The sequence below is a fragment of the Amycolatopsis sp. NPDC051045 genome (genome assembly GCF_040682955.1).
Taxonomy (GTDB): Bacteria; Actinomycetota; Actinomycetes; order Mycobacteriales; family Pseudonocardiaceae; genus Amycolatopsis.
On record NZ_JBFBCC010000002.1, the window covers coordinates 1 to 19,938 of the forward strand.

The window sequence follows — 19,938 nt, forward strand, 5'->3', positions numbered from 1 at the left end:
CTCTGCGCGGCTTCGCCCGGCGGAACAACCGCCGGCTCAGCGACGTGGCCCGCGCACTGGCCGACCGCGACCTCGCGCCCGCGGTCGTGCTGGCCTCGTTCGTGACGGGTGACGCGCACTGATCGGTCCTTTGTAGACACTTCGGCCGGCCTGCGGGCCGGAAGTGCCGAACGGATCGTCCCGCGGTGACCAACGGCCCTCGCGCCCCGGACGCGGTGGCCGCGATGCTGGAGACCGGCCATCGACGGCAGGGGTTCCCATGCGTTTCCGTGATCGCCGGGAAGCCGGCGAACGACTGGCGCTCCGGCTGCGCGGGCTCCGCGGCGACCGCGCCGTGGTCCTCGGCCTGTCCGCGGGCGGGCTGGTGGTGGCCGGCGAGATCGCCGGCGTCCTCGGCGCGCCGCTGGACATCCTGCTCAGCCAGCGGATCGAGTCCGCCGGGCCGCCGCCGACGATGCTCGGCGCCGTCGGCGAGGGTGGCCTGGTCGTCTGGGACCACGGTGCCATCCGCCGGTTCGACATCGCGCCGGCGGAACTCACCCGGCTCGCGGACGAGGCGCGGGCCGGCCTGGCCCGGCAGGTCGGCGTCTACCGGCGCACCGTGACGCCGGTGCCGATCGCCGGCCGCACGGTCGTCCTCGCCGACGACGGCGCCGCCACGGGCACGACCGCGCACACGGCGATCGGCGTCCTGCGGGCCCGCCAAGCCGGCCGGATCGTGCTCGCGGTGCCGGTCGCCCAGGCGCGCGTCCTGGACCGGCTCGCCCGGGAGGTGGAGCAGTTCGTCTGCCTGCGCCCGGTGCCCTGGATGCACGCGGTGCGCAACAGCTACCGGAGGTTCTCCGCCGTCGCCGACACCGAGGCGCTCGAATTGCTGCACCGTGAACCGCGCCGGCCGACCGAGCTTCGCCGCTGAGGTCAGCTCGGCAGGCGCACGGCGATCTCGTTGCCCAGCACCGCGCCGTCCGCCAGGTCGAGGCCGTCGCCGCTCCAGAACCGGCCGGGGTCGTACCAGTTCGGCCGGCGGCCCCGGGGCAGCAGGCCCATGGCCTCGTAGGTCAGCGCGACGATCTCGGCGCAGAAGCCGGTCTCGAGGCCGGCCTCCCGGGTGTCCCGCTTCCGGGAGGGCAGCCGCCCGCCGAGCCAGCGGGTCGCGAGCCGGGCGGTCGAGGGGAACGGCGTGCCGTCGAGCCGGGCGATCGTGCGCAGGACGGCGTCCTCCATCTCCCCGGTGACCGGGTGGTCGAGCTGACGCAGCCAGACCCGCTGGTGGTACTTCCCGGCCCACACGAGCACGGCCTGGCGCAGGTCGTGGAGCTGGGCGCCACGCTGGTGCTTGCCCGACCAGACGTCCGGCAGCGAGCGGCCCAGCTCGGCGTGCCACATCAACGGCGGGAGGTCCTCGATCACCACCGCCATGCCGACGTGGTTGACCGGGCTGTTCGTCACGACGCGGATCGTGCGGTCGGCCGCGGACCGGCCGCGGAACAACCACAGGTCGCCTGTGCGCGTCACGGCCACAGCTTCGTCGAGATCGAGCTCGCTCCCCGGCACGGCAGTAGCCTAGGCCGATGCGCTGGTGGAAGACAGTGGGACTGGCCGGGCTCGTCGGGGTCGCCGCGACCGGGGTGGTGATCGCGCGCGAGGAGCGCCGCCGGCGGGCTTGCACCCCGGACGAAATCCGGGGCCGGCTGCACGCCCGCCTCGACGCCACGCCACCCGGGGACGACGCGGACGATTGACTCATCCGGAGCGGAGCGGGAGTTTCATTCGGCGCCGGAGGACCGGGTGCGCTGCAGGCCGGGCCGGAACGGGATGCCCAGGGCCGCGAAGACGCCGAGCATCTTCGCGTTCTCCACGTCGGCGTCGACGACGAACATCCGCACTCCTTCGTGTTCCGCGGCGACGACGAGCTGTTCGAGCAGCAGGGTCGCCACGCCGAGCGTCGGACCGTGGCCGTCGACCGCCAGCGCGACCTCCGCTTCGGCCGGGTCGGCCAGGACGTCGTAGCGGGCGACGCCGGCCAGCCGGGAGTGCAGGAAGCAGCCCACCGCGGTGTGCCCGACGCCGGAGCCGTGGGACAGCTGCGTCGAGAGCTCGGCCAGCCCGGCCACGCCGAGGCCGAAGAACCGCAGGTGCCGGTCACGCCCGGAGAGCCGGGCCCGCAGGGCGAGGACCGCGGCGGCGTCGTGGGCTGCCAGCTTGCGCACCCAGGCGACTTCGCCGTCCGGGAGCAGCGCTCGCACCGGCGGAGTGACGCCGTTCATGGTGCCTCCTACGGATCCGGCGAGCCGCCGGGTCCACAGTGCACTGTCCTTTTAGGGCAAAGGGCGGACCCGGGTGCACGCCGGGCCGTCGCCGCGACGGCCGGTGCCTCGGCCCCGGCCGGCGAGACCCCGTCGCGGCGCGCAGGGCCCGGAGCGGTGTCGTCGCTCCAGCGTAGTCGCCGTGCGCCGCGCGGCCCAGAGTCGCGGGACCTCTGTTCCGGGGCCGTTCGACGTGGGCGGGCGTAGCCTGGGGCTGTGGAGGACAGCACGCGGCACGACCGGCACGTCATCACGGTCTTCCTGGTCGACGACCACGAACTCGTGCGGCGCGGGGTCGCCGAACTCATCGATGACGAAACCGACCTCACCGTCGTCGGGCAGGCTTCGTCGGTGGCCGAGGCCATCGTCAGGGTGCCCGCGCTGCGCCCGGACGTGGCCGTGCTGGACGTCCGGCTGCCCGACGGGAACGGGGTGGAGCTGTGCCGCGACCTGCGCGCGGCGCTGCCCGGTCTGCGGTGCCTGATGCTGACCTCCTTCACCGACGAGGATTCGATGGTCGAGGCGGTCCTGGCCGGTGCCGAGGGGTACGTGATCAAGGACGTGAAGGGGCTGCAGCTGGTCGACGCCATCCGCCGGGTGGGGACGGGGGAGACCCTGCTGGACGGCCGGGCGGTCGCCGCGCTGGTCGCCGAGCTGCGGGCGAAGACCGGGAAGCCGGGCCCGCTCGCGGGGTTGAGCGAGCAGGAGCTCGTCCTCCTGGACCTCCTCGGGGAAAGCCTGACGAACCGGCAGATCGCCGAGCGGATGTTCCTGGCCGAGAAGACGGTCAAGAACTACGTGTCCCGCCTGCTGGCGAAGCTCGGGCTGGAGCGCCGGTCCCAGGCGGCGGTGCTGGTCACCGGAATCCACGGCGCGCAACGCCGTCCGGGCGGCTAGCGGGGAACGGGTGCTCGTCGCTGATCACGACGTCCTCGAGCTGCGTGGGCGCCAGGGACGGCACGGCGGTGCCGTGGCCGAGGCGCAGCATGATCTGGGGCCAGAGCCCGCCGCCGAGCAGCTGGCGCAGCTCGCGCCGGGTCGCCGGCACCGCCATCGCTTGCGAGGAGAGCGCCGCCGAGAGCCCCGCCGCGGTGGCCGTGAGCAGGACCCGCTGCATGGCCTGGCCGGCCTGGAACCGGGCGAGCGCGGTGTCGCGCAGCGAGCCGATGACCACGACCAGCCGGTCGGGTTCGAGGTCGAGGTCCGTCCCGCCGCCGGGCCCGGGCGTCGCCGGCGGAACTTCCGTGTGGCGCATGATCTCGCGCAGCTGCGGCACCTGCTCGGCGGTGATGGTGGCCAGCCACGCGCGTTCCACCTCGGCCGCCCGCCGGAGCTGCCGCTGCACCGCGGCGGGCACGACAGCGGCGGTGAAGGGCCGCCGGTTGCTCTGCCGGTCGGCGATGGCCGCCACGAGTTCCCCGTCGAGCGGGGCGATCGTTTCGTACCCCTGCGGCCGCACGACGGCGAGCAGGTCGGGCCGGCCCGCGGAGGGGAACAGCTGTACGTCGGCGTGGCTGCCCTGCGCCTTGATCGCGAGCCGGAGGTTCAGCAGCGCGGCCCCGCAGTCCAGGAGCCGTTCCCGCTGCTCGCTGTCGGTGCCGGTGGTGAGCGGGTCGGCGTACAGCTCGATGGAGTCCGGCGTGCACTGGAACCGCCACGGCCGGGCGTTCCGCAGGGGCGGTGGAGCCGTGGCCGCGAGCAGGACCGATCGCACCTGGGTTTCGCTGAGGTGCCCGACGGGCATGACACCGGTCTTCATGGGACGGCTCCGAACTCCTGGATTGCTGGATGCGCTTTCACCGTCCGCCGGGGACGGGGGCTTCGCCAAGTGCCGAACGGCCTCCGCGGCCGGGCGAAGGTCGTCGGTTGCGAACCCGGTTCGGTACGCCCGGATCCCGCCGCGGGCCGGGTCCCTGTGCCACTGTGGTGACATGCCCGAAGCAACGACGTCGGGCCGGGACCGGATGGACGCGCTGCCGGCGGCCGTCCTCGCCTTCTCCGCCGGTTTGGAGCTCGAGACCACGCTGCACCGGATCGTCACCGAAGCCGCCGGCCTGGTCGGCGCCCGGTACGGCGCGCTAGCCCTGCTCGACGAGGACGGCCGGACGACCGCGTTCGCCGTCACCGGCGTCGACGACGCCACGCGCGACCGGATCGGCCCGCCACTGGACGGCCACGGGCTGCTCGGCGCGCTCGTGACCGGCGGGGCGCCGGTGCGGGCGGCCGACCTGGCCGCCGGCCGGGGGTGCGGCTTCCCGCCGGGCCACCCCCCGATGGGGAGCTTCCTCGGTGTCCCGCTCCTGGTGCGCGGCGCGATCCTCGGCCGGCTGTACCTCGGCGGCGAGCAGCCGTTCACCGGCGACGACGAACGGGCGATCGTCGCGCTCGCGGCGGCGGCCGGCATCGCCGTCGACAACGCGCGGCTCTACGAAGAGAGCCGGAACAGGCAGCGGTGGCTGGAAGCGACCGGGGAGATCGCCGCCGAGCTACTGGGCGGCGCGGACGTCCGGGAGGTGCTGCGCCTGGTCGCGAGCCGCGCCGCCGAACTCACCGGCGCCGACGACGCACTCATCGCGCTGCCCGAGTCGCCCGGTGGGGCACTGGTCGTCACGGTGTGCGCCGGCCCGGACGCCGAAGCGCTGACCGGCCGCCGGATCCCGCTCGACGGGTCGACGTCGGGGGCGGTGCTGCGCGACCACGTGCCGCGCAGCGTGCCGACCCTGGTGGACGACCTGGCCGACGGCCTCGGCGTGGGCCTCGGGCCGGCGCTGGTGGTGCGGTTGCGGTCCGGCTCGCGGTCAGGCGCGGCGGTGCTCCTGGCGATCCGCGCTCCCGGGGCGGCGCGGTTCGACGAGCATGAGCTGCAGGTCCTGTCCGCGTTCGCTGACCAGGCCGCGCTGGCGCTGCGGGACGCCGAAAGCCAGGCCGCCCGCCGGGAGCTGGACGTGGTGGTGGACCGCGACCGGATCGCCCGCGACCTGCACGACCACGTCATCCAGCGGCTGTTCGCGGTCGGCCTCGGGCTCGAGGGCACCCGCCGCCGGACGGACTCGCCCGCGGTCACCGGCCGGCTGACCCAGCACATCGACCAGCTCCAGGACGTCATCGAGGAGATCCGCAGCGCGATCTTCGCCCTGCACGCCCAGCCGGGTGCCGGGCGGGGCCTGCGGGCCCGCCTGCAGAACGCGATCACCGACGCGTGCGCCGATTCCGCGATCCGCACGACGGTCCGGCTGGCGGGAGCGTTCGACCGGGTGCCCGCCGGACTGGCCGAGCACGCCGAGGCCGTCGTCCGCGAGGCAGTCAGCAACGTCCTGCGGCACGCGTGTGCGGCGGAGCTCGCGGTCACCGTGTCCGTGGACGGGGATCTGGTCATCGAAGTCTCGGACACGGGGATCGGGATGCCGGAATCCGTGGCGCGCAGCGGGCTGCGCAACCTCGGGCAGCGTGCCGCGGAAGCGGGCGGGTCGTTGCGGCTCGATCGCGCGGCCGAAGGCGGCACCCGTCTGCTGTGGACGGTCCCGGTGCCCTGAAGCCGGCGCTCAGCGGTGGGGGTGCGGGTAATCCGGTGAGCGCCGCTGGAAGGACAGGATCGCGGGGTTGCGGATCGTGCCGTCCCGGACTTCGATGGCGCGCCGGAGGGTTTCGTCGCCGTCCCATTTGGACGGTCCGGAAAGGACGGCCCGCAGGTGCGGCAGCAACGCTTCGCTGATCTCCCAGGTCGCCGAGTTCCACAGGTAGGACGGGCTGTGGTCGACGGCGTAGTACGTGACGCCGTTGCCGACCGGGAAGGCCGGCTGGGTGAAGGTCGTGGGCCGGGCCCAGCTGAAGCCCATGCCTTCGTCGCAGGAGACGTCGACGATGAGGCTGCCCGGGGCGAAGGCGGCGAGGTCCTCTTCGACGAGGAAGGTCAGCGGCGCGTCGGTGTCCTGGAGCACGCAGTTGACGACGATGTCGTGCTCGGCGAGGAAGCCGGCCAGCGGCACCCGGCCGTGGTCGGTGTGGGCGTGGCTGCGGCGGGGGTCGCCCGGGTTGTTCACGTCGTGGTCGAAGTGCACCATCGTCGCGGAGTGGATCGGCGAGCCGACCGCGCTGAGGCCGCGGGCGGTGAGGACTTCGACGTCGTGGATGCCGTGGGCGTTCAGCGCGGTCACCGAGCCGCGTGCCGTCGCACCGAAGCCGATCACCACGGCCCGCAGCCGGCGGCCGTAGTCCCCGGTCGACCCGATCAGCTGCAGGGCGTGCAGTACCGAGCAGTAGCCGGCCAGTTCGTTGTTCTTGTGGAAGACGTGCAGTCCGAACGAGCCGTCGCGCCGCCAGTGGTTCATCGCCTCGAAGGCGATCACGGTCAGCTGCCGGTCGATGGCCAGCTGGGTCAGCTCGGCGTCCTGCACGCAGTGCGGCCAGCCCCACAGCACCTGACCGGTCCGCAGTTCGGCGACGTCCTCGAGCAACGGCTTGGCCAGCAGGAGGACGTCGCACTCGGCGATGAGCTGCTCCCGCGTGCGCAGGCCCGCGACGGCGCCCGCCAGCTGTTCGTCGGGCACGCCGAAGGGTTCGCCGTAGCCGTGTTCGAGGTAGATGGTTTCCCGGAGATCGGCGTCGATCCGGTCGAGGTGGTGCGGGTGGATCGGCAGCCGCCGTTCGTTCTCTTTCCGGGAATGCGCGACGACGCCGAGACTGAGCTGGTCCACGGGGGGCCCCTTTGCTAGAACACCAGTCTTAACACACCCAGCGCGGTCGTCGTGTACGCTGGGTGGTGTCCGAGAGCATTTCGTGCGCAAGTGGTCAAGCCCGCGCTGCCTCGGCTCCGCACTCCGTGACCCGACCGCGTTGCAAACCAGCCGCGAAGTCACGCAGCACGCTCTCGAGACCGACGGCGGCGTATCGCTGCCTCCTGAACTACGCCACCACTGGTGGCGGCCACGAAAGGATCCTCCCATTACCAGTTCCACACTGCACAGCTCGCTGTTCAGCCACCCCGTCATCGAGCAGCCCGCCCCCGGAGCGCTCACCACGCCCCAGGACAGCCGGTACGGGAGCTTGTTCCGCCAGCCGGTGTACACCCCGGGCCTCTGGGCCGACGACGACACCGACACCGAACCCGCCTCCGCACCGGCCCCCCGGCGCGAGCAGCGCTCAGGCGCCCGAACCGTCCGGGCGCCGCGCCACCACCGGTGAGACCCGCCCGCGGGCCGCGGTGAGTCAGCGGCGGCCGCTGATCGTGCTCGCGCCGGCGTAGCGCGCCTCGGAGCCGAGCTCTTCTTCGATGCGGATGAGCTGGTTGTACTTGGCGGTGCGATCGGCGCGGGACAGCGAGCCGGTCTTGATCTGGCCGCAGTTGGTGGCGACGGCGAGGTCGGCGATCGTGGTGTCCTCGGTCTCACCGGAGCGGTGGGACATGACCACGGAGTAGCCCGCCTTGTGCGCCGTCTCGACGGTGGTCAGCGTCTCGGTCAGCGTGCCGATCTGGTTGACCTTGACCAGGATCGAGTTCCCGATGCCGCGTTTGATGCCGTCGGTCAGCAGGTTCACGTTGGTGCAGAAGACGTCGTCGCCGACGAGCTGGACGCGCTCGCCGATGGTCTCGGTGAGCTGCGTCCACCCGGCGAAGTCGTCCTGGGCGACACCGTCCTCGATGGACACGATCGGGTAGCGGGTGGTGAGCTCGGCGAGGTAGGCGACGTGCTCTTCGACGCTCCGCTTGCGGCCTTCACCCGTGTAGTCGTAGACCTCGCCGGTGTAGAACTCCGACGCGGCCGGGTCGAGCAGCAGGGCGATGTCCTCGCCGGGGGTGTAGCCGGACTGCTCGATCGCCCGCAACACGAACTCCAGTGCCTCGTCGGCCGAGCTGAGGTTGGGCGCGAACCCGCCTTCGTCGCCGACGTTGGTGCTGTGCCCGGCGTCGTGGAGCGACTTGCGCAGCGTGTGGAACACCTCGGAACCCATCCGCACCGCCTCGGCGAACGTCGTCGCGCCGACCGGGCCGATCATGAACTCCTGGAAGTCGATCGGGTTGTCCGCGTGCGCGCCGCCGTTGATGATGTTCATCATCGGCATCGGCAGCAGGTGCGCGAACACCCCGCCGACGTACCGGTAGAGCGGCAGCGAATGGGCGGCCGCGGCGGCCTTGACCACGGCGAGCGATACGCCCAGGGTGGCGTTCGCGCCGAGCCGGGCCTTGTTCGCGGTGCCGTCCAGCGCGATCAGCGTCCGGTCGACCGCCGCCTGCGCTTCGGCGTCCATGCCCACGATCGCCTCGGCGATCTCGGTGTTGACCGCGTCGACGGCCTTGCGCACACCCTTGCCGTGGAACCGCGACTCGTCCCCGTCCCGCAGCTCGACCGCTTCTTTGGTGCCGGTGGAGGCGCCCGAGGGCACCGCGGCCCGGCCGAGCGAACCGTCCGCCAGCTCGACGTCGACCTCGACGGTCGGGTTGCCCCGGCTGTCCAGCACTTCGCGGCCCTTGGTCCGGACGATGGCGGTCATTGCGCTCCTCGGTGAGTTCACGTAGCGGGGCGGCGCCACGGTGAGCCGCGAGACAGCGCGAGGCTAGCAGAATTTACTGAATCGATCCCGAACTTTTCGACCGACCGGAAGCGCCCTGGCGACGGCCCCTACCGGTGGGCCGGAAGGCGGACCGTGGCGACGAGCCCGCCGGCCGGGCGGGGAGCCAGCTCGAGCATTCCGTCGTGTGCCCCGACGATGCTGTGCACGATCGCCAGCCCGAGGCCGACGCCCGCGTGCTCGTCCGTGCGTACCCGTTCCGTTCCCCGCTGGAAGGGCTCGGTGAGCGTCGGGACCAGTTCCGGCGGCAGCGGGCAGCCGGTGTTCTCCACCCGCAGCACGCTCGCGTACCGCCGCGGTTCGGTGTGGACCGTCACCGTGCCGCCCGCCGGGAGGTTGTGCACGATCGCGTTCTGGACGAGGTTCGTCACCATACGCAGGAGCAGCGCCGCGGACCCGGCCGCGTGGGCCGCCTCGCCGGTGACGGCGAGCGTGATCCGGCGCTGTTCGGCCAGGGGGAGCAGCGTTTCGGCGGCTTCTTCGGCGATGAGGGAAAGGTCGACCGGCTCACGGGTGAAGTTCCTGCGGTCGCTGTGGCTGAGCAGCAGGAGGGCTTCGGTGAGGTCGATCGCCCGCGTGTTGACCGTGCGTAGGCGTTCGATCAGCTCGCCCCTTTCGTACGTCGGGTCGTTGCGGGCGACGTCGAGGATGGCCTGCGAAATGGCCAGCGGGGTGCGCAGCTCGTGCGAGGCGTTCGCGGCGAACCGCTGCTGTTCGCCGACGTGGGATTCGAGTCGTTCGAGCATCGTGTCGAACACGTCGGCGAGTTCGCGGAATTCGTCGCCGGGGCCGCCCAGGCGGATCCGGTGGGCCAGTGAGCCGCTCGCCGCCAGCCGGGCCGCGTCCGCGATCCGGGTGAGCGGGGCGAGCATCCGGCCGGCGAGGAGCCAGCCGCCCAGGATGCCGAACACCAGCAGGAACGCGAGCGCGGTGGCCGCGGCGGGGGTGAACATGCGCACCAGCAGGTAGCGGTTGGGGGAGATTCCGAGCAGGCCCTGGTCGTTGTCGGGTACGTAGCGCAGCAGGGACACCCACACCACGGCCAGCAGGACGGCGCCGGCGATCAGGAGCAACCCGGCGTAGCTGATGGTGAGTTTCAGCCGCGCGCTGAGCCAGGGGCGCCTGTTCATGAGCCGGAGCCTAGGCAGCGCGGGATATCGCCGGCATATGCTCGACGCATTCTTCGATTTCCCTGATCAGGCAAGGACGTTTCTTGAACAGCATCCCGGATCTCGGTCCCGTGCCCCAGCGCGTCACGGTCGACGCGCACCTGGTCCGCCGGTTGATCGCCGGTCAATTCCCGCAATGGGCCGGCCTCCCGGTCCGGCCCGTCTCCCAGGGCGGCTGGGACAACTTCACCTTTCACCTCGGCGACGAAATGCTCGCGCGGCTGCCCAGCGCGTCCGAATACGCTCTGGCGGTCGACAAGGAACAGCGGTGGCTTCCGGCGCTCGCGCCCCGGCTGCCGTTGCCCATCCCCGTCCCGCTGGCGCACGGGAAACCCGGCGCGGAGTACCCCTTTTCGTGGTCGGTTCACCGGTGGCTCGACGGCGAACCCGCGAGCCCGGACCGGATTTCCGACCCCGTCCGCCTCGCCGTCGACCTGGCCGGGTTCCTGGCCGCTTTGCAGGACGTCGATCCCGCCGGTGGTCCACAACCGGGAAAGCACAACTGGTTCCGGGGCGCCACATTGCGCACCTACGAGCCGGTGGTCCAGCGCGCGCTCACGGCGCTGGACGGTCACGTCGACGTCGCCTTGGCCCGCGAGATCTGGAAGACCGCGCTGGACGCGCGCTGGGACGGCCGGGACGTCTGGTTCCACGGCGACGTCGCACCGGGAAACCTCTTGCTCGGCGCCGGGGAACTGGCGGCCGTCATCGACTTCGGGACCTGCGGTGTCGGCGACCCGTCCTGTGACACGGCCATCGCCTGGACGCTGCTGACCGCCGACGGCAGGCAGGCGTTCCGCGAGCGCCTGTCCGTGGACGACGAGACCTGGGCGCGTGGCCGCGGTTGGGCGCTGTGGAAGACGCTCGCCGATTGCGCCCGGACCCTGGGCCGGGCCGGCGAAGAAGCCGTGAACGCGCGTCGCGTCCTCGCCGAGGTCTTCGGCGAATACCGGACCGGCAGTTGACCTTCGAGCCGGTGACTCCGGCCGGGGGAGCCGCCTGCGGTCGATGGTCGAAGGCGCCGGGGGCTGTTCGCCGGAATCGGCCGGTTTCCCGACCTTGGTGATTGACAACGCCGGGCCGGGAAGCGACGGTGTGGGCGGACGTCTGGGAACGCTCCCAGACGGCGCGTGCCGTTCTTGCCGTCAGTGTGCACAAGGGAGTGCCGATGTGGGGAAGAGCCGGAAAACGTTCTGTCGTGCTTGCGGTTGCGGGGCTCGCGGCCGCCGCCGGGGTCGTCACGTCGACGACCGCGGTGTCGTCGGCGCGTGAGACGAGCGCGGCGTTCGCCTGCCGCGTCACCTACTCGGCCAACGACTGGGGAAGCGGTTTCAGCCTCGCGGTGGGGATCAGCAACCTCGGCTCCTCGGCCGTGGACGGCTGGACGCTGACCTACTCCTACGCCGGGAACCAGACCCTCCAGCAGGGCTGGATGGGCACGTGGACGCAGGCCGGCAACCGGGTCACCGTGACCAACGCGAGCTGGAACGGCACCATCCCGGCGAACGGCTCCGTCAGCACCGGCGCGAACTTCTCCTACAGCGGCACCAACACCACGCCGACCGACTTCGCCGTCAACGGCGCCATGTGCACCGGGGTGCCGCCGACCACGCAGACGACCCCCATCACGAAACCGACGACGCCCACCACGCCCACCACCACCACCACCACCACCACGACGCCACCGCCGCCCGGTCCGGCGCCCGCGTTGCACGTTTCGGGCAACAAGCTGCTCACCGCCGACGGGAAGACCTACCGGCTGCTCGGGGTCAACCGGTCCAGCGGCGAGTTCGCCTGCGTGCAGGGCAAGGGCGTCTGGGACAGCGGCCCGGTCGACCAGGCGTCGGTCGACGCGATGAAGGCCTGGAACATCCACGCGGTGCGGATCCCGCTGAACGAGGACTGCTGGCTCGGCCTGTCCGGCTCGCCCAGCGGCGCCCCCTACCAGCAGGCCGTCAAGGACTACGCGAAGCTGCTGGAGGCCAACGGGATCAACCCGATCCTCGATCTGCACTGGACGCACGGCCAGTACACCGGCACCAGCTCCGCCTGCACCGACGTCAACGCGACCTGCCAGAAGCCGATGCCCGACCGGCAGTACGCGCCGGCCTTCTGGACCCAGGTGGCCACCGCGTTCAAGGGCGACAACGCCGTGGTGTTCGACCTGTTCAACGAGCCCTACCCGGACGCGGCCGCCAACTGGTCCGACGCGGCCGCCGCGTGGCGGTGCCTGCGTGACGGCGGCACCTGCACGGGGATCGGCTACCCCGTGGCGGGGATGCAGGAACTGGTCGACGCCGTCCGCGCGACCGGCGCGCAGAACGTGGTGATGACCGCCGGGCTGACCTGGACCAACGACCTCACCCAGTGGCTGGCCTACCGCCCCGTGGACCCGGCGGGCAACGTGGTGGCGTCCTGGCACTCCTACAACTTCAACGCCTGCGTCACGGTGTCCTGCTGGGACAGCCAGATCGGGACGGTCGCCGCGCAGGTCCCGGTGCAGGCCGGCGAAATCGGCCAGAACAGCTGCGCGCACGACTACATCGACCAGGTGCTGGCCTGGCTGGACGCGCACGGCCTCGGCTACACCGCCTGGACGTGGAACCCGTGGGGCTGCAGTGGCGGCAACGTGCTGATCGAGGACTACAACGGCACGCCGACCAAGACGTACGGCGAGGGCTTCCGGGCCCACCTGCTGGCCGTCAAGCCGTGAGTGGAGCCCGGCTGACCGGGACGTCGGCGAGCGCCTGCACGAGGGATCCGGTGCCGACGCGCTGAGCGCGCTCCCCGCTGTCCGTGCGAGTCTTCAGGGTGGAAACACCCGCTCGTCTTCGCCGGGGGACTTCATGGGCAAACTGCTGCTCACCGCGGTACTGGCGGCCTTCGCGCTGCTGCCCGCGGCGGACCCGGGCACCCCATCCGCACCCGTCGACCGGGAGCTGCGGGTGCGGATGGGGCGCGCGCAGGCCTACGCCGACAGCCGGCCGGGGGTGACCGGGATCGTGCTGCGGGACCGGCGGACCGGGGCCGTCTACCGCAACCCGGCCGCCGGCACGCTGATCTGGGCCTGCTCGACGCCGAAGCTGGCCATGGCCGTCGACCTGCTGCTGCGGGACGATTCCGGCGCGGTCACGCTGACCGCCGAGGACCGCGACCTGATGCACCGGATGCTGCACTCCAGCGATGACGACGCCGCCCACGTGCTGTGGACCCGCTACGGCGGCGAGGCCGAGTTCGCCCGGCGGTTCCCGGCCTACGGGCTGGCCGACATGCGGTTCAGCGACCGGCACCCGCACCACTGGGGCTGGATCCTCACCACCGCCGACGACCTGGACCGGCTGATCGGTTACGTCCTGACCCGCCTGCCCGCGCGGCACCGCCACTACCTCGTGCGGGAGCTGCGCACGGTGGACGTCAACCAGCAGTGGGGGGTCTGGGGCGCCGGGGAAGCCGCCCGGCCGGGGAACAAGAACGGCTGGTCCGACGACAACGACGACGGCTCGTGGATCATGAACTCGGTCGGTTTCGCCGGGCCGGACGAGCGGTACACCCTGGCCCTGATGAACAACACCCAGGTCATCCGGGACGGCGACGAGGTCGGCAGGGAGACCACCACCAGGATCGCCGAGATTTTGCTCAAGGGGTATTCCGGCGCCTGATCTCACGCCATTTAGTGGCGTTTTTTGGGGAATCCGTGTTTGCGGGGGCACCCTCCGTAGCCCCTGTGTGGTCTGTGTATGCTCCGATGTCGCTTGACCGGGTGATCACTCACCCGAATCGGTGGCCGCCGTGGTCGGGGATTGTTCTCACGCGGCCCTAACGGCGTGGTTCGGGCACGGATAGGAGATTTATGCAGGTCAGGTCAGCTTTCGTGCGTGGCGGGATCGCGGTGCTCGCCGCGGCCGCCGCGGTCATGGTCGGCGCTCCCTCGGCCCTCGCGGATGACGGCGCCGCGCGCGGCCGGGTCAGCGAGAACGCGGGCACCGTCGGCTACCGGATCAACCTCGACGGCGGTGGTGACTACATCACCAAGCTGTTCGGTTTCAAGCTGTCGGACGGCAGCTCGCTCAAGCTCTACTGCGTGCAGATCACCGTCGGCATGCGCACCGACGTCGACATGGTCGAGCGGCCGTGGAACAAGTACCCCGCCGCCGACTCGCCCTTCCAGAAGAACAGCGACAAGATCAACTGGGTGCTGCACCACGGCTACCCGGGCGTCAAGCTGGACGCGCTGGAGGGCACCCTCGGCAAGCAGGGCGTCAAAGCGCACGACGGCATCTCCGAGCGCGAGGCGATCGCCGCGACGCAGGCGGCGGTGTGGCACTTCAGCGACGGCGTGAACCTCAACCTGCAGAAGCCGCTGGCCGAGAACAACCCGGCCGAGGCCAACGCGGACGTCGCCGCGCTGTACAGCTACCTGATCGGCGACCAGAACAAGGGTCTCGGCGCGCAGCCGAAGCCGACGCTGAACGTCGCGTCGCCGAAGACCGAAGGCCAGGCGGGCACCAAGATCGGCCCGTTCGAGGTGGCCACGTCCGGGGACATCACGTCGCTCACGACCGAGCTGCCCGAGGGCGTCAAGGTCACCGACACCGACGGCAAGGAGCTGAAGACCGCGGACGTCAAGGACGGCAGCAAGCTGTTCGTCGACGTCCCGGCCGGCACCAAGCCGGGCAAGGGCTCGTTCTCGCTGAAGGTCACCGGTGAGCTGGACACCGGCCGCCTGTTCGTCGCCGAGAACTACGCGAAGAAGCCGGCGCAGTCGCTGATCGTCGCCGACTCGGAGAAGACCCAGGTGACCGCGAAGGCGGCCGCGAGCTGGACCGAGGCGGGTGCCCCGGCCACCAGCCCGGCGCCGACCACCCCGGGTGGCGCGCAGTCCGGTGGCGGCGACCTGGCCAACACCGGTGTCGACGCCGCGGTTCCGTTCACCATCGGCGGCCTGCTGCTCGGCGGCGGCGCGCTGATGCTGCTGCTGAACCGGCGCCGCAGCCGCGCGTAACCAGTACCACCGAACGGGGCCGGTCCATTGTGGACCGGCCCCGCTTTCGTGTCCGGCACCCGACGATCGGATTGCGATCTTCGGGGCAAAACCGGCGCAGCGCCCGTGCATTGGTTTAGACTTTTCGGCCATGCGCGGTACGACCGTTCCGCCGGGGACGCCCTGCCCGCCGCCGCGGGCGGGGGAGCTGCCGATGCACCGCCTGGAGGTGCCGGCCCCGCACGCGCCACCGTTCGCCGTCGGCACGTTCGACACGATCGGGCCGCTGTCGCGGGCCGAGTTCCCGCACCGGCACACCTTCCACGAGCTCGTCCACGTCACCGGCGGCACCGGCGCGCACGTCGTCGACACCGCGCGCTGGCCGCTGCGGCCGCCGCACCTCGGCGTCATCGCGCCCGGGCAGGTGCACCAGTGGGCCGGCATCCGGGACCTCACCGGGCACGTCGTGCTGTTCACCGACGACTTCCTCCTCGACCACCCGGCCGATCGCGAGCTCCTGCGCCGGCTGAGCGAACGGCCGTGGCTGCGCCTGGACGACCACGCCGACGCCCGGATCACGCGGGTGATCGCCGATCTGGAGGACGAATACCGCCGCGGCGGGGACGGCGCCGAGTCGGTGCTGCGGGCGCTGGTGCACGTCCTGGTCGTGCGGGCGGGACGGCTGCTGGGCCCGCCGTCGTCCGCGCCCGCCGGCGCGGTGGCGGCGGAATTCGTCCGGCTCGCCGGCCGCCCCGAGCCGGGGCTGTGGTCGGTGCGCGCGCACGCCGACCGCCTCGGCGTCACCCCGGGGCACCTCACCGAGGCGGTGAAGGCCGCGACCGGCCGCACCGCCGCGCAGCTGCTGCGGGAGGCCCGGACCCGGGAGGCGCAGCGGTTCCTGCTCCGGACGGACCTCACGGTCCGGCAGGTCGCCAGCCGCGTGGGGTTCACCGACCCGGCCTACTTCTGCCGGTTCTTCCGCCGGGAAACCGGGCTGAGCCCCGGCGACTTCCGGCGCGGCGGCGAGATTCACCACGACTGACCGATCCAGTCCATCGCCGCCCACCCGGTGCGCTGCCTACGTTCAAGGGCATCCCAGAGGCCCCCACGAGGAGCAGGCATGGACGCAGAGAACAAGCTCAGCCGCAAAACGGTGCTGAAGGCCGCGCTCGCCGCCGGTGTCGCCGCGCCGGTCGCGTTGATCGGCGGCCCGGCGCTCGCCCGCACGAACGCCGCCGGCGGGAAGGTCCCGGAGCTGACCCCGGCGTGCCACGACGACGACGATCCGACGATCGCGCAGACCGAGGGCCCCTACTTCAAGCCGAACTCACCGGAACGGACCAACCTCGTCACACCCGGAACGCCGGGGACCCGGCTGACGGTGACCGGGTACGTCTTCGGCCGCGCCTGCCTGCCGGTGAACCGCGCGCTGCTGGACTTCTGGCAGGCCGACGTCAACGGCGCGTACGACAACACCGGCTACACCTTCCGCGGGCACCAGTACACCAACGCCCAGGGCGCGTTCACGCTGTCCACGATCGTGCCGGGCCTCTACCCGGGCCGGACCCGGCACATCCACGTGAAGGTCCAGGCGCCCGGCCGGCCGGTCCTGACCACGCAGCTCTACTTCCCCGGCGAGCCGCGCAACAACACCGACACGATCTTCGACGCCCGGCTGCTGATGACCGTGCGGGACAACGGCTCCGCGAAGGAGGCCGCCTTCGACTTCGTGCTCGACGTCCCGCAGACCCCGACGTCGACGCCGTCCTCCACACCGCCCTCCACGCCGCCCGGGGGCACGTCGTGGGCGGCGGGCACCGCGTACGCGGCGGGTATCCGGGTCACCTACGGCGGCCGGGGTTACGTCTGCCTGCAGGCGCACACCGCCCAGCCGGGCTGGGAGCCTCCGGCCGTTCCGGCGCTGTGGCGGGCGGAGTGAACCCCGGCTGAGGAGGGAGGACCGGCAGGCCCCGGCCGCATCCCGGGGCCGGCCACCCCAGTACTGCGCACGTTAGGGGTCGACGCCGCCCCGGCGGCCTGCCAGATTGGGGGCCATGACGATTTCCCTCGACGCCTCGGAGTGGGTCCGGCGTTTCCACCCGGCGCCGGCCGCCGCGGCGCGGCTCGTGTGCTTCCCGCACGCCGGGGGATCGGCGAGCTACTTCCACCCGGTTTCGGCGGCGTTGGCGCCCGCGGTGGAGGTGCTGGCCGTGCAGTACCCGGGCCGTCAGGACCGGCACGCCGAAGCGCCGGTGGACGACCTGTTCGTGCTGGCCGACCGGCTGGCGGACGTGCTCGCCGCGGAGACCACCGGGCCGGTGGCGTTCTTCGGCCACAGCATGGGCGCCAGCCTGGCCTTCGAGGTCGCGCGGCGGCTCGAAGCGCGGGGCACGCGGCTGCTCTGCCTGTTCGTCTCCGCCCGCCGAGCGCCGTCGGCGTCCCGCGACGAGCGGGTGCACGAAAAGGGTGACGAAGAACTGCTGGCCGAGGTCAAGCGGCTCGGCGGCACCGACACGTCGGTGCTGGACGACGTGGACATCCGCCGCATGGTGCTGCCCGCGCTGCGCAGCGACTACAAGGCCGCGGAGCTCTACCACTACCGCCCCGGCCCGGACGTCGGCTGCCCGATCGTCGCGCTGGTCGGCGACCGCGACCCCAAGGTCACCGAAGCCGAGGCGCGGCAGTGGGCGGAGCGCACCTCCGCGGGCTTCGAGCTGAAGACGTACCCGGGTGGCCACTTCTACCTCAACGACCACGCCGCGGCGGTCATCCGGCTGATCGGCGACCGGCTCGCCCGCTGAGCAAGCGGGCGGGGTGCGCCGCGGCCCGGCGCACCCCGCCCGCGTCAGTTCAGCGGGATCAGCAGTAGAGATTCGCGCCGGGGTCGACGCCGAGGATCGAGCTGATCTGCCGGTACTTCGAGACGCGGCTCTCGACCTGGGCGGGGTTGTCGCCGTTGCATTCGATGGAGCCGTTGATGCTGCGGATGGTTTCGCCGAACCCGCGGCCGTTGACCATGGCGTTGTGCGGGGTCATGGTGCCGGGGCCGCTTTGGGTGTTCCAGTACCAGAGTCCGGTTTTCCAGGCGACGGCCGCGTCTCGTTCGACGAGGTAGGGGTTGCCGAGCAGGTCGATGCCGAGCGAGTCGCCGGCGGCTTTGTAGTTGAAGTTCCAGCTCAGCTGGATCGGGCCGCGGCCGTAGTAGGCGGCCTGGCCGGCCGGGCAGCCGTAGGGTTGGCTGGTGTCGCAGTAGTGCGGGTAGTTGGCGGTGTTTTGTTCGACGATGTAGACGAGTCCGCCGGTTTCGTGGCTGACGTTGGCGAGGAACGCGGCGGCTTCCTGTTTCTTCACCGTGTCGTCGCCGGTGTTGGCGAAGCCGGGGTAGGCGGACAGGGCCGCGGTGAGGCCGCTGTAGGTGTAGAAGGAGTTCCGGCCGGGGAAGATCTGGTTGAACTGGGCTTCACTCACGACGAACGCGCCCGGGTTGCCGGGGTTCGTGCCGCCGCCGCAGTCGTAGGGCTCCCAGTACCAGGTGCTGATGACGGGGTCGTAACCCGGATTGGCGTTCTTCGCCCGGTAGTAGCCACCGTTGGTGTAGCGCACGATCGCACCGACGTCGTACCACTGGCCGGCCACCCAGTTCGGGTAGCTGCAGGTGGTGCCGCCCCCGCCGTCACAGCTGTAGGGCTCCCAGTACCAGGTGCTGATGATCGGGTCGTAACCCGGATTGGCGTTCTTCGCCCGGTAGTAGCCACCGTTGGTGTAGCGCACGACCGCGCCGACGTCGTACCACTGGCCCGCAACCCAGTTCGGCGCACTGCACGCGGCGGCGGCCGCCTGCGAAGCTTGCCCGGTGAACGCGGGCACGCCGAACACGAGCCCGGCTACGGCGGCGACAGCGGACAGGACCGCGACAAGACGTCTTCTCAAGACTCGCTCACTCCTTCGGCCACGACGGAACCCGGGCGCGGCAGGCGCCCGGCGTCGAAGGTGGGTGTGCTCATCCGGCCGAGACGAACGGGACACGGTCACTAGAGCAGATTGGTCTAGTCCAGTCAAGATTTTCGGCGTTCCGGGCAACGGGTTTGCGCGAACGTCCCTGCCGCGTTGTTCAGTTCGGCAGGGGAACCCCAAGAGCCGGCGCCACGCCGATCTGCGCAGCGGGTGGGTGAACCAGCGAAGGACCTTCTGCGGTGACGTCAGCCCGGGCGGATGCTCGCGCTGGACGAGCGCCGTGAACCACGTTCCCGCGGCCGTCCACGGTTCGGTTTTGCCGTGGTTCATTTCGCCCCCCGTGCGCTCACGGGGAGAGGCGTCCGACGGCCGGGTTTGTCGAACGTGCGACGTAACGGCTGAGCTCCTTTGGAAGGCGCCCGGGGAACGGGCACCTTCCCGCGAAGGCGGGCGACGCGGCACTGTGGTCCGCGTGGCCCGCCCGGCCCGTCACCGCGCTTGCGGAATCCTCACCCGCGCGGCCGGGGGGAGGTGCAGGATCCGCTGCAGCCTGGCCCGGCCCAGCCGGTGGAGCATCTCCCCGAGCTCCTCCGGCGCGATGCTCTCTTCGAGGTCGAGCCGCGTCGTCCGGACGACGCGGTCGATCTCCGAGGCGGGGAGCCGCCCCGCGAACTCCCCGGCCAGCCACACCCCGACCTCGTCTACGACGTCGTCCGCCCGGTGGCTCCGTACGGTCATCGCTCTCCTCGTTTCGGATCGCCTTCTTGCTCAGGTCGAAGCCGGAAAATCCCTGCCCGACGCGAGTCCGACGAGCGAGTGCGGGAGCCATGACGCCGAATCGGCGAAGTTCGTCGCACAAAAGCTTTGCGTGTTCGAACGGGTGATATCCGTGACCATCACTGTCACTCACATGGGCTGTTCGGCGCCTGAAGGTGTCGGCCGTTCGGGTAGAAATCCTCGG

General features: G+C 71.6%; 19 protein-coding genes. 11 read left to right on the forward strand and 8 right to left on the reverse strand.

What is annotated here, in order from left to right; all coding sequences use genetic code 11:
- Positions 1-259: 259 nt before the first annotated feature.
- The gene (locus tag AB0M80_RS04125; protein ID WP_364558604.1) at positions 260-916 is read left to right on the forward strand and encodes a phosphoribosyltransferase family protein; all 657 of its coding nucleotides are present in this window, start codon (positions 260-262) and stop codon (positions 914-916) included.
- Between the two features lie 2 nt (positions 917-918).
- Here AB0M80_RS04125 and AB0M80_RS04130 read toward each other — a convergent pair whose 3' ends face one another.
- Positions 919-1,515, reverse strand: a complete 597-nt coding sequence (locus tag AB0M80_RS04130; RefSeq protein ID WP_364558607.1) for a hypothetical protein — start codon at positions 1,513-1,515, stop codon at positions 919-921.
- Between the two features lie 56 nt (positions 1,516-1,571).
- On the opposite strand from AB0M80_RS04130, the gene AB0M80_RS04135 reads away from it, so the two are divergent.
- Complete coding sequence (locus AB0M80_RS04135) at positions 1,572-1,742, forward strand: hypothetical protein (protein WP_364558610.1); 171 nt, start codon at positions 1,572-1,574, stop codon at positions 1,740-1,742.
- A gap of 24 nt (positions 1,743-1,766) precedes the next feature.
- Here the strand turns inward: AB0M80_RS04135 and AB0M80_RS04140 are convergent, their stop codons facing one another.
- Complete coding sequence (locus AB0M80_RS04140) at positions 1,767-2,267, reverse strand: GNAT family N-acetyltransferase (protein ID WP_364558613.1); 501 nt, start codon at positions 2,265-2,267, stop codon at positions 1,767-1,769.
- Positions 2,268-2,522: 255 nt separating this feature from the next.
- Between AB0M80_RS04140 and AB0M80_RS04145 the strand changes: the two genes are divergently transcribed.
- Complete coding sequence (locus tag AB0M80_RS04145) at positions 2,523-3,203, forward strand: response regulator transcription factor (RefSeq protein ID WP_364558615.1); 681 nt, start codon at positions 2,523-2,525, stop codon at positions 3,201-3,203.
- On the opposite strand, the gene AB0M80_RS04150 is transcribed toward AB0M80_RS04145, so the two are convergent.
- Positions 3,163-4,065, reverse strand: a complete 903-nt coding sequence (locus AB0M80_RS04150; RefSeq protein WP_364558618.1) for a hypothetical protein — start codon at positions 4,063-4,065, stop codon at positions 3,163-3,165. The two genes, AB0M80_RS04145 and AB0M80_RS04150, sit on opposite strands and share 41 nt — an antisense overlap.
- A gap of 172 nt (positions 4,066-4,237) precedes the next feature.
- Here AB0M80_RS04150 and AB0M80_RS04155 point away from each other — a divergent pair, with 172 nt between their 5' ends.
- Positions 4,238-5,839 carry a GAF domain-containing protein gene (locus AB0M80_RS04155; RefSeq protein WP_364558619.1) on the forward strand — a complete coding sequence of 534 codons (1,602 nt, stop codon included), beginning with the start codon at positions 4,238-4,240 and terminating at the stop codon, positions 5,837-5,839.
- Between the two features lie 9 nt (positions 5,840-5,848).
- Here AB0M80_RS04155 and AB0M80_RS04160 read toward each other — a convergent pair whose 3' ends face one another.
- The 3 genes from AB0M80_RS04160 to AB0M80_RS04170 all read right to left on the reverse strand — a co-directional run bounded on the left by AB0M80_RS04160 (position 5,849) and on the right by AB0M80_RS04170 (position 10,003).
- A complete protein-coding gene (locus tag AB0M80_RS04160; RefSeq protein WP_364558621.1) occupies positions 5,849-7,000 on the reverse strand; it encodes a N(5)-(carboxyethyl)ornithine synthase in 1,152 nt (383 codons plus the stop codon).
- A gap of 511 nt (positions 7,001-7,511) precedes the next feature.
- The gene (eno, locus tag AB0M80_RS04165) at positions 7,512-8,795 is read right to left on the reverse strand and encodes a phosphopyruvate hydratase (protein ID WP_364558623.1); all 1,284 of its coding nucleotides are present in this window, start codon (positions 8,793-8,795) and stop codon (positions 7,512-7,514) included.
- A 128-nt stretch (positions 8,796-8,923) separates the two neighbouring features.
- Positions 8,924-10,003 (reverse strand): HAMP domain-containing sensor histidine kinase, encoded by a 1,080-nt coding sequence (locus AB0M80_RS04170; RefSeq protein ID WP_364558626.1) that lies wholly within the window; start codon positions 10,001-10,003, stop codon positions 8,924-8,926.
- Positions 10,004-10,086: 83 nt separating this feature from the next.
- On the opposite strand from AB0M80_RS04170, the gene AB0M80_RS04175 reads away from it, so the two are divergent.
- The 7 genes from AB0M80_RS04175 (at position 10,087) to AB0M80_RS04205 (ending at position 17,824) form a co-directional block, all read left to right on the forward strand.
- Complete coding sequence (locus AB0M80_RS04175) at positions 10,087-11,007, forward strand: aminoglycoside phosphotransferase family protein (RefSeq protein WP_364558629.1); 921 nt, start codon at positions 10,087-10,089, stop codon at positions 11,005-11,007.
- A 233-nt stretch (positions 11,008-11,240) separates the two neighbouring features.
- Positions 11,241-12,755: a cellulase family glycosylhydrolase gene (locus tag AB0M80_RS04180; protein ID WP_364558632.1), complete on the forward strand. Its 1,515-nt coding sequence runs from the start codon at positions 11,241-11,243 to the stop codon at positions 12,753-12,755.
- A 133-nt stretch (positions 12,756-12,888) separates the two neighbouring features.
- Entirely contained in the window at positions 12,889-13,701 is an 813-nt protein-coding gene (locus AB0M80_RS04185) for a serine hydrolase (RefSeq protein ID WP_364558634.1), read from the forward strand.
- A 212-nt stretch (positions 13,702-13,913) separates the two neighbouring features.
- Positions 13,914-15,044, forward strand: coding sequence for a Cys-Gln thioester bond-forming surface protein (locus tag AB0M80_RS04190; RefSeq protein WP_364558637.1), 1,131 nt, complete (start codon positions 13,914-13,916; stop codon positions 15,042-15,044).
- 193 nt (positions 15,045-15,237) lie between these two features.
- Positions 15,238-16,065: an AraC family transcriptional regulator gene (locus tag AB0M80_RS04195; protein WP_364560308.1), complete on the forward strand. Its 828-nt coding sequence runs from the start codon at positions 15,238-15,240 to the stop codon at positions 16,063-16,065.
- A gap of 78 nt (positions 16,066-16,143) precedes the next feature.
- Positions 16,144-16,962 carry a carbohydrate-binding protein gene (locus AB0M80_RS04200; protein WP_364558639.1) on the forward strand — a complete coding sequence of 273 codons (819 nt, stop codon included), beginning with the start codon at positions 16,144-16,146 and terminating at the stop codon, positions 16,960-16,962.
- Positions 16,963-17,077: 115 nt separating this feature from the next.
- A complete protein-coding gene (locus AB0M80_RS04205; protein ID WP_364558641.1) occupies positions 17,078-17,824 on the forward strand; it encodes an alpha/beta fold hydrolase in 747 nt (248 codons plus the stop codon).
- A gap of 58 nt (positions 17,825-17,882) precedes the next feature.
- On the opposite strand, the gene AB0M80_RS04210 is transcribed toward AB0M80_RS04205, so the two are convergent.
- Together AB0M80_RS04210 and AB0M80_RS04215 are read right to left on the reverse strand one after the other, a co-directional pair.
- Positions 17,883-18,899: a glycoside hydrolase family 19 protein gene (locus AB0M80_RS04210; protein ID WP_364560311.1), complete on the reverse strand. Its 1,017-nt coding sequence runs from the start codon at positions 18,897-18,899 to the stop codon at positions 17,883-17,885.
- Positions 18,900-19,466: 567 nt separating this feature from the next.
- A complete protein-coding gene (locus AB0M80_RS04215) occupies positions 19,467-19,715 on the reverse strand; it encodes a hypothetical protein (protein WP_364558643.1) in 249 nt (82 codons plus the stop codon).
- Between the last annotated feature and the right edge of the window lie 223 nt (positions 19,716-19,938).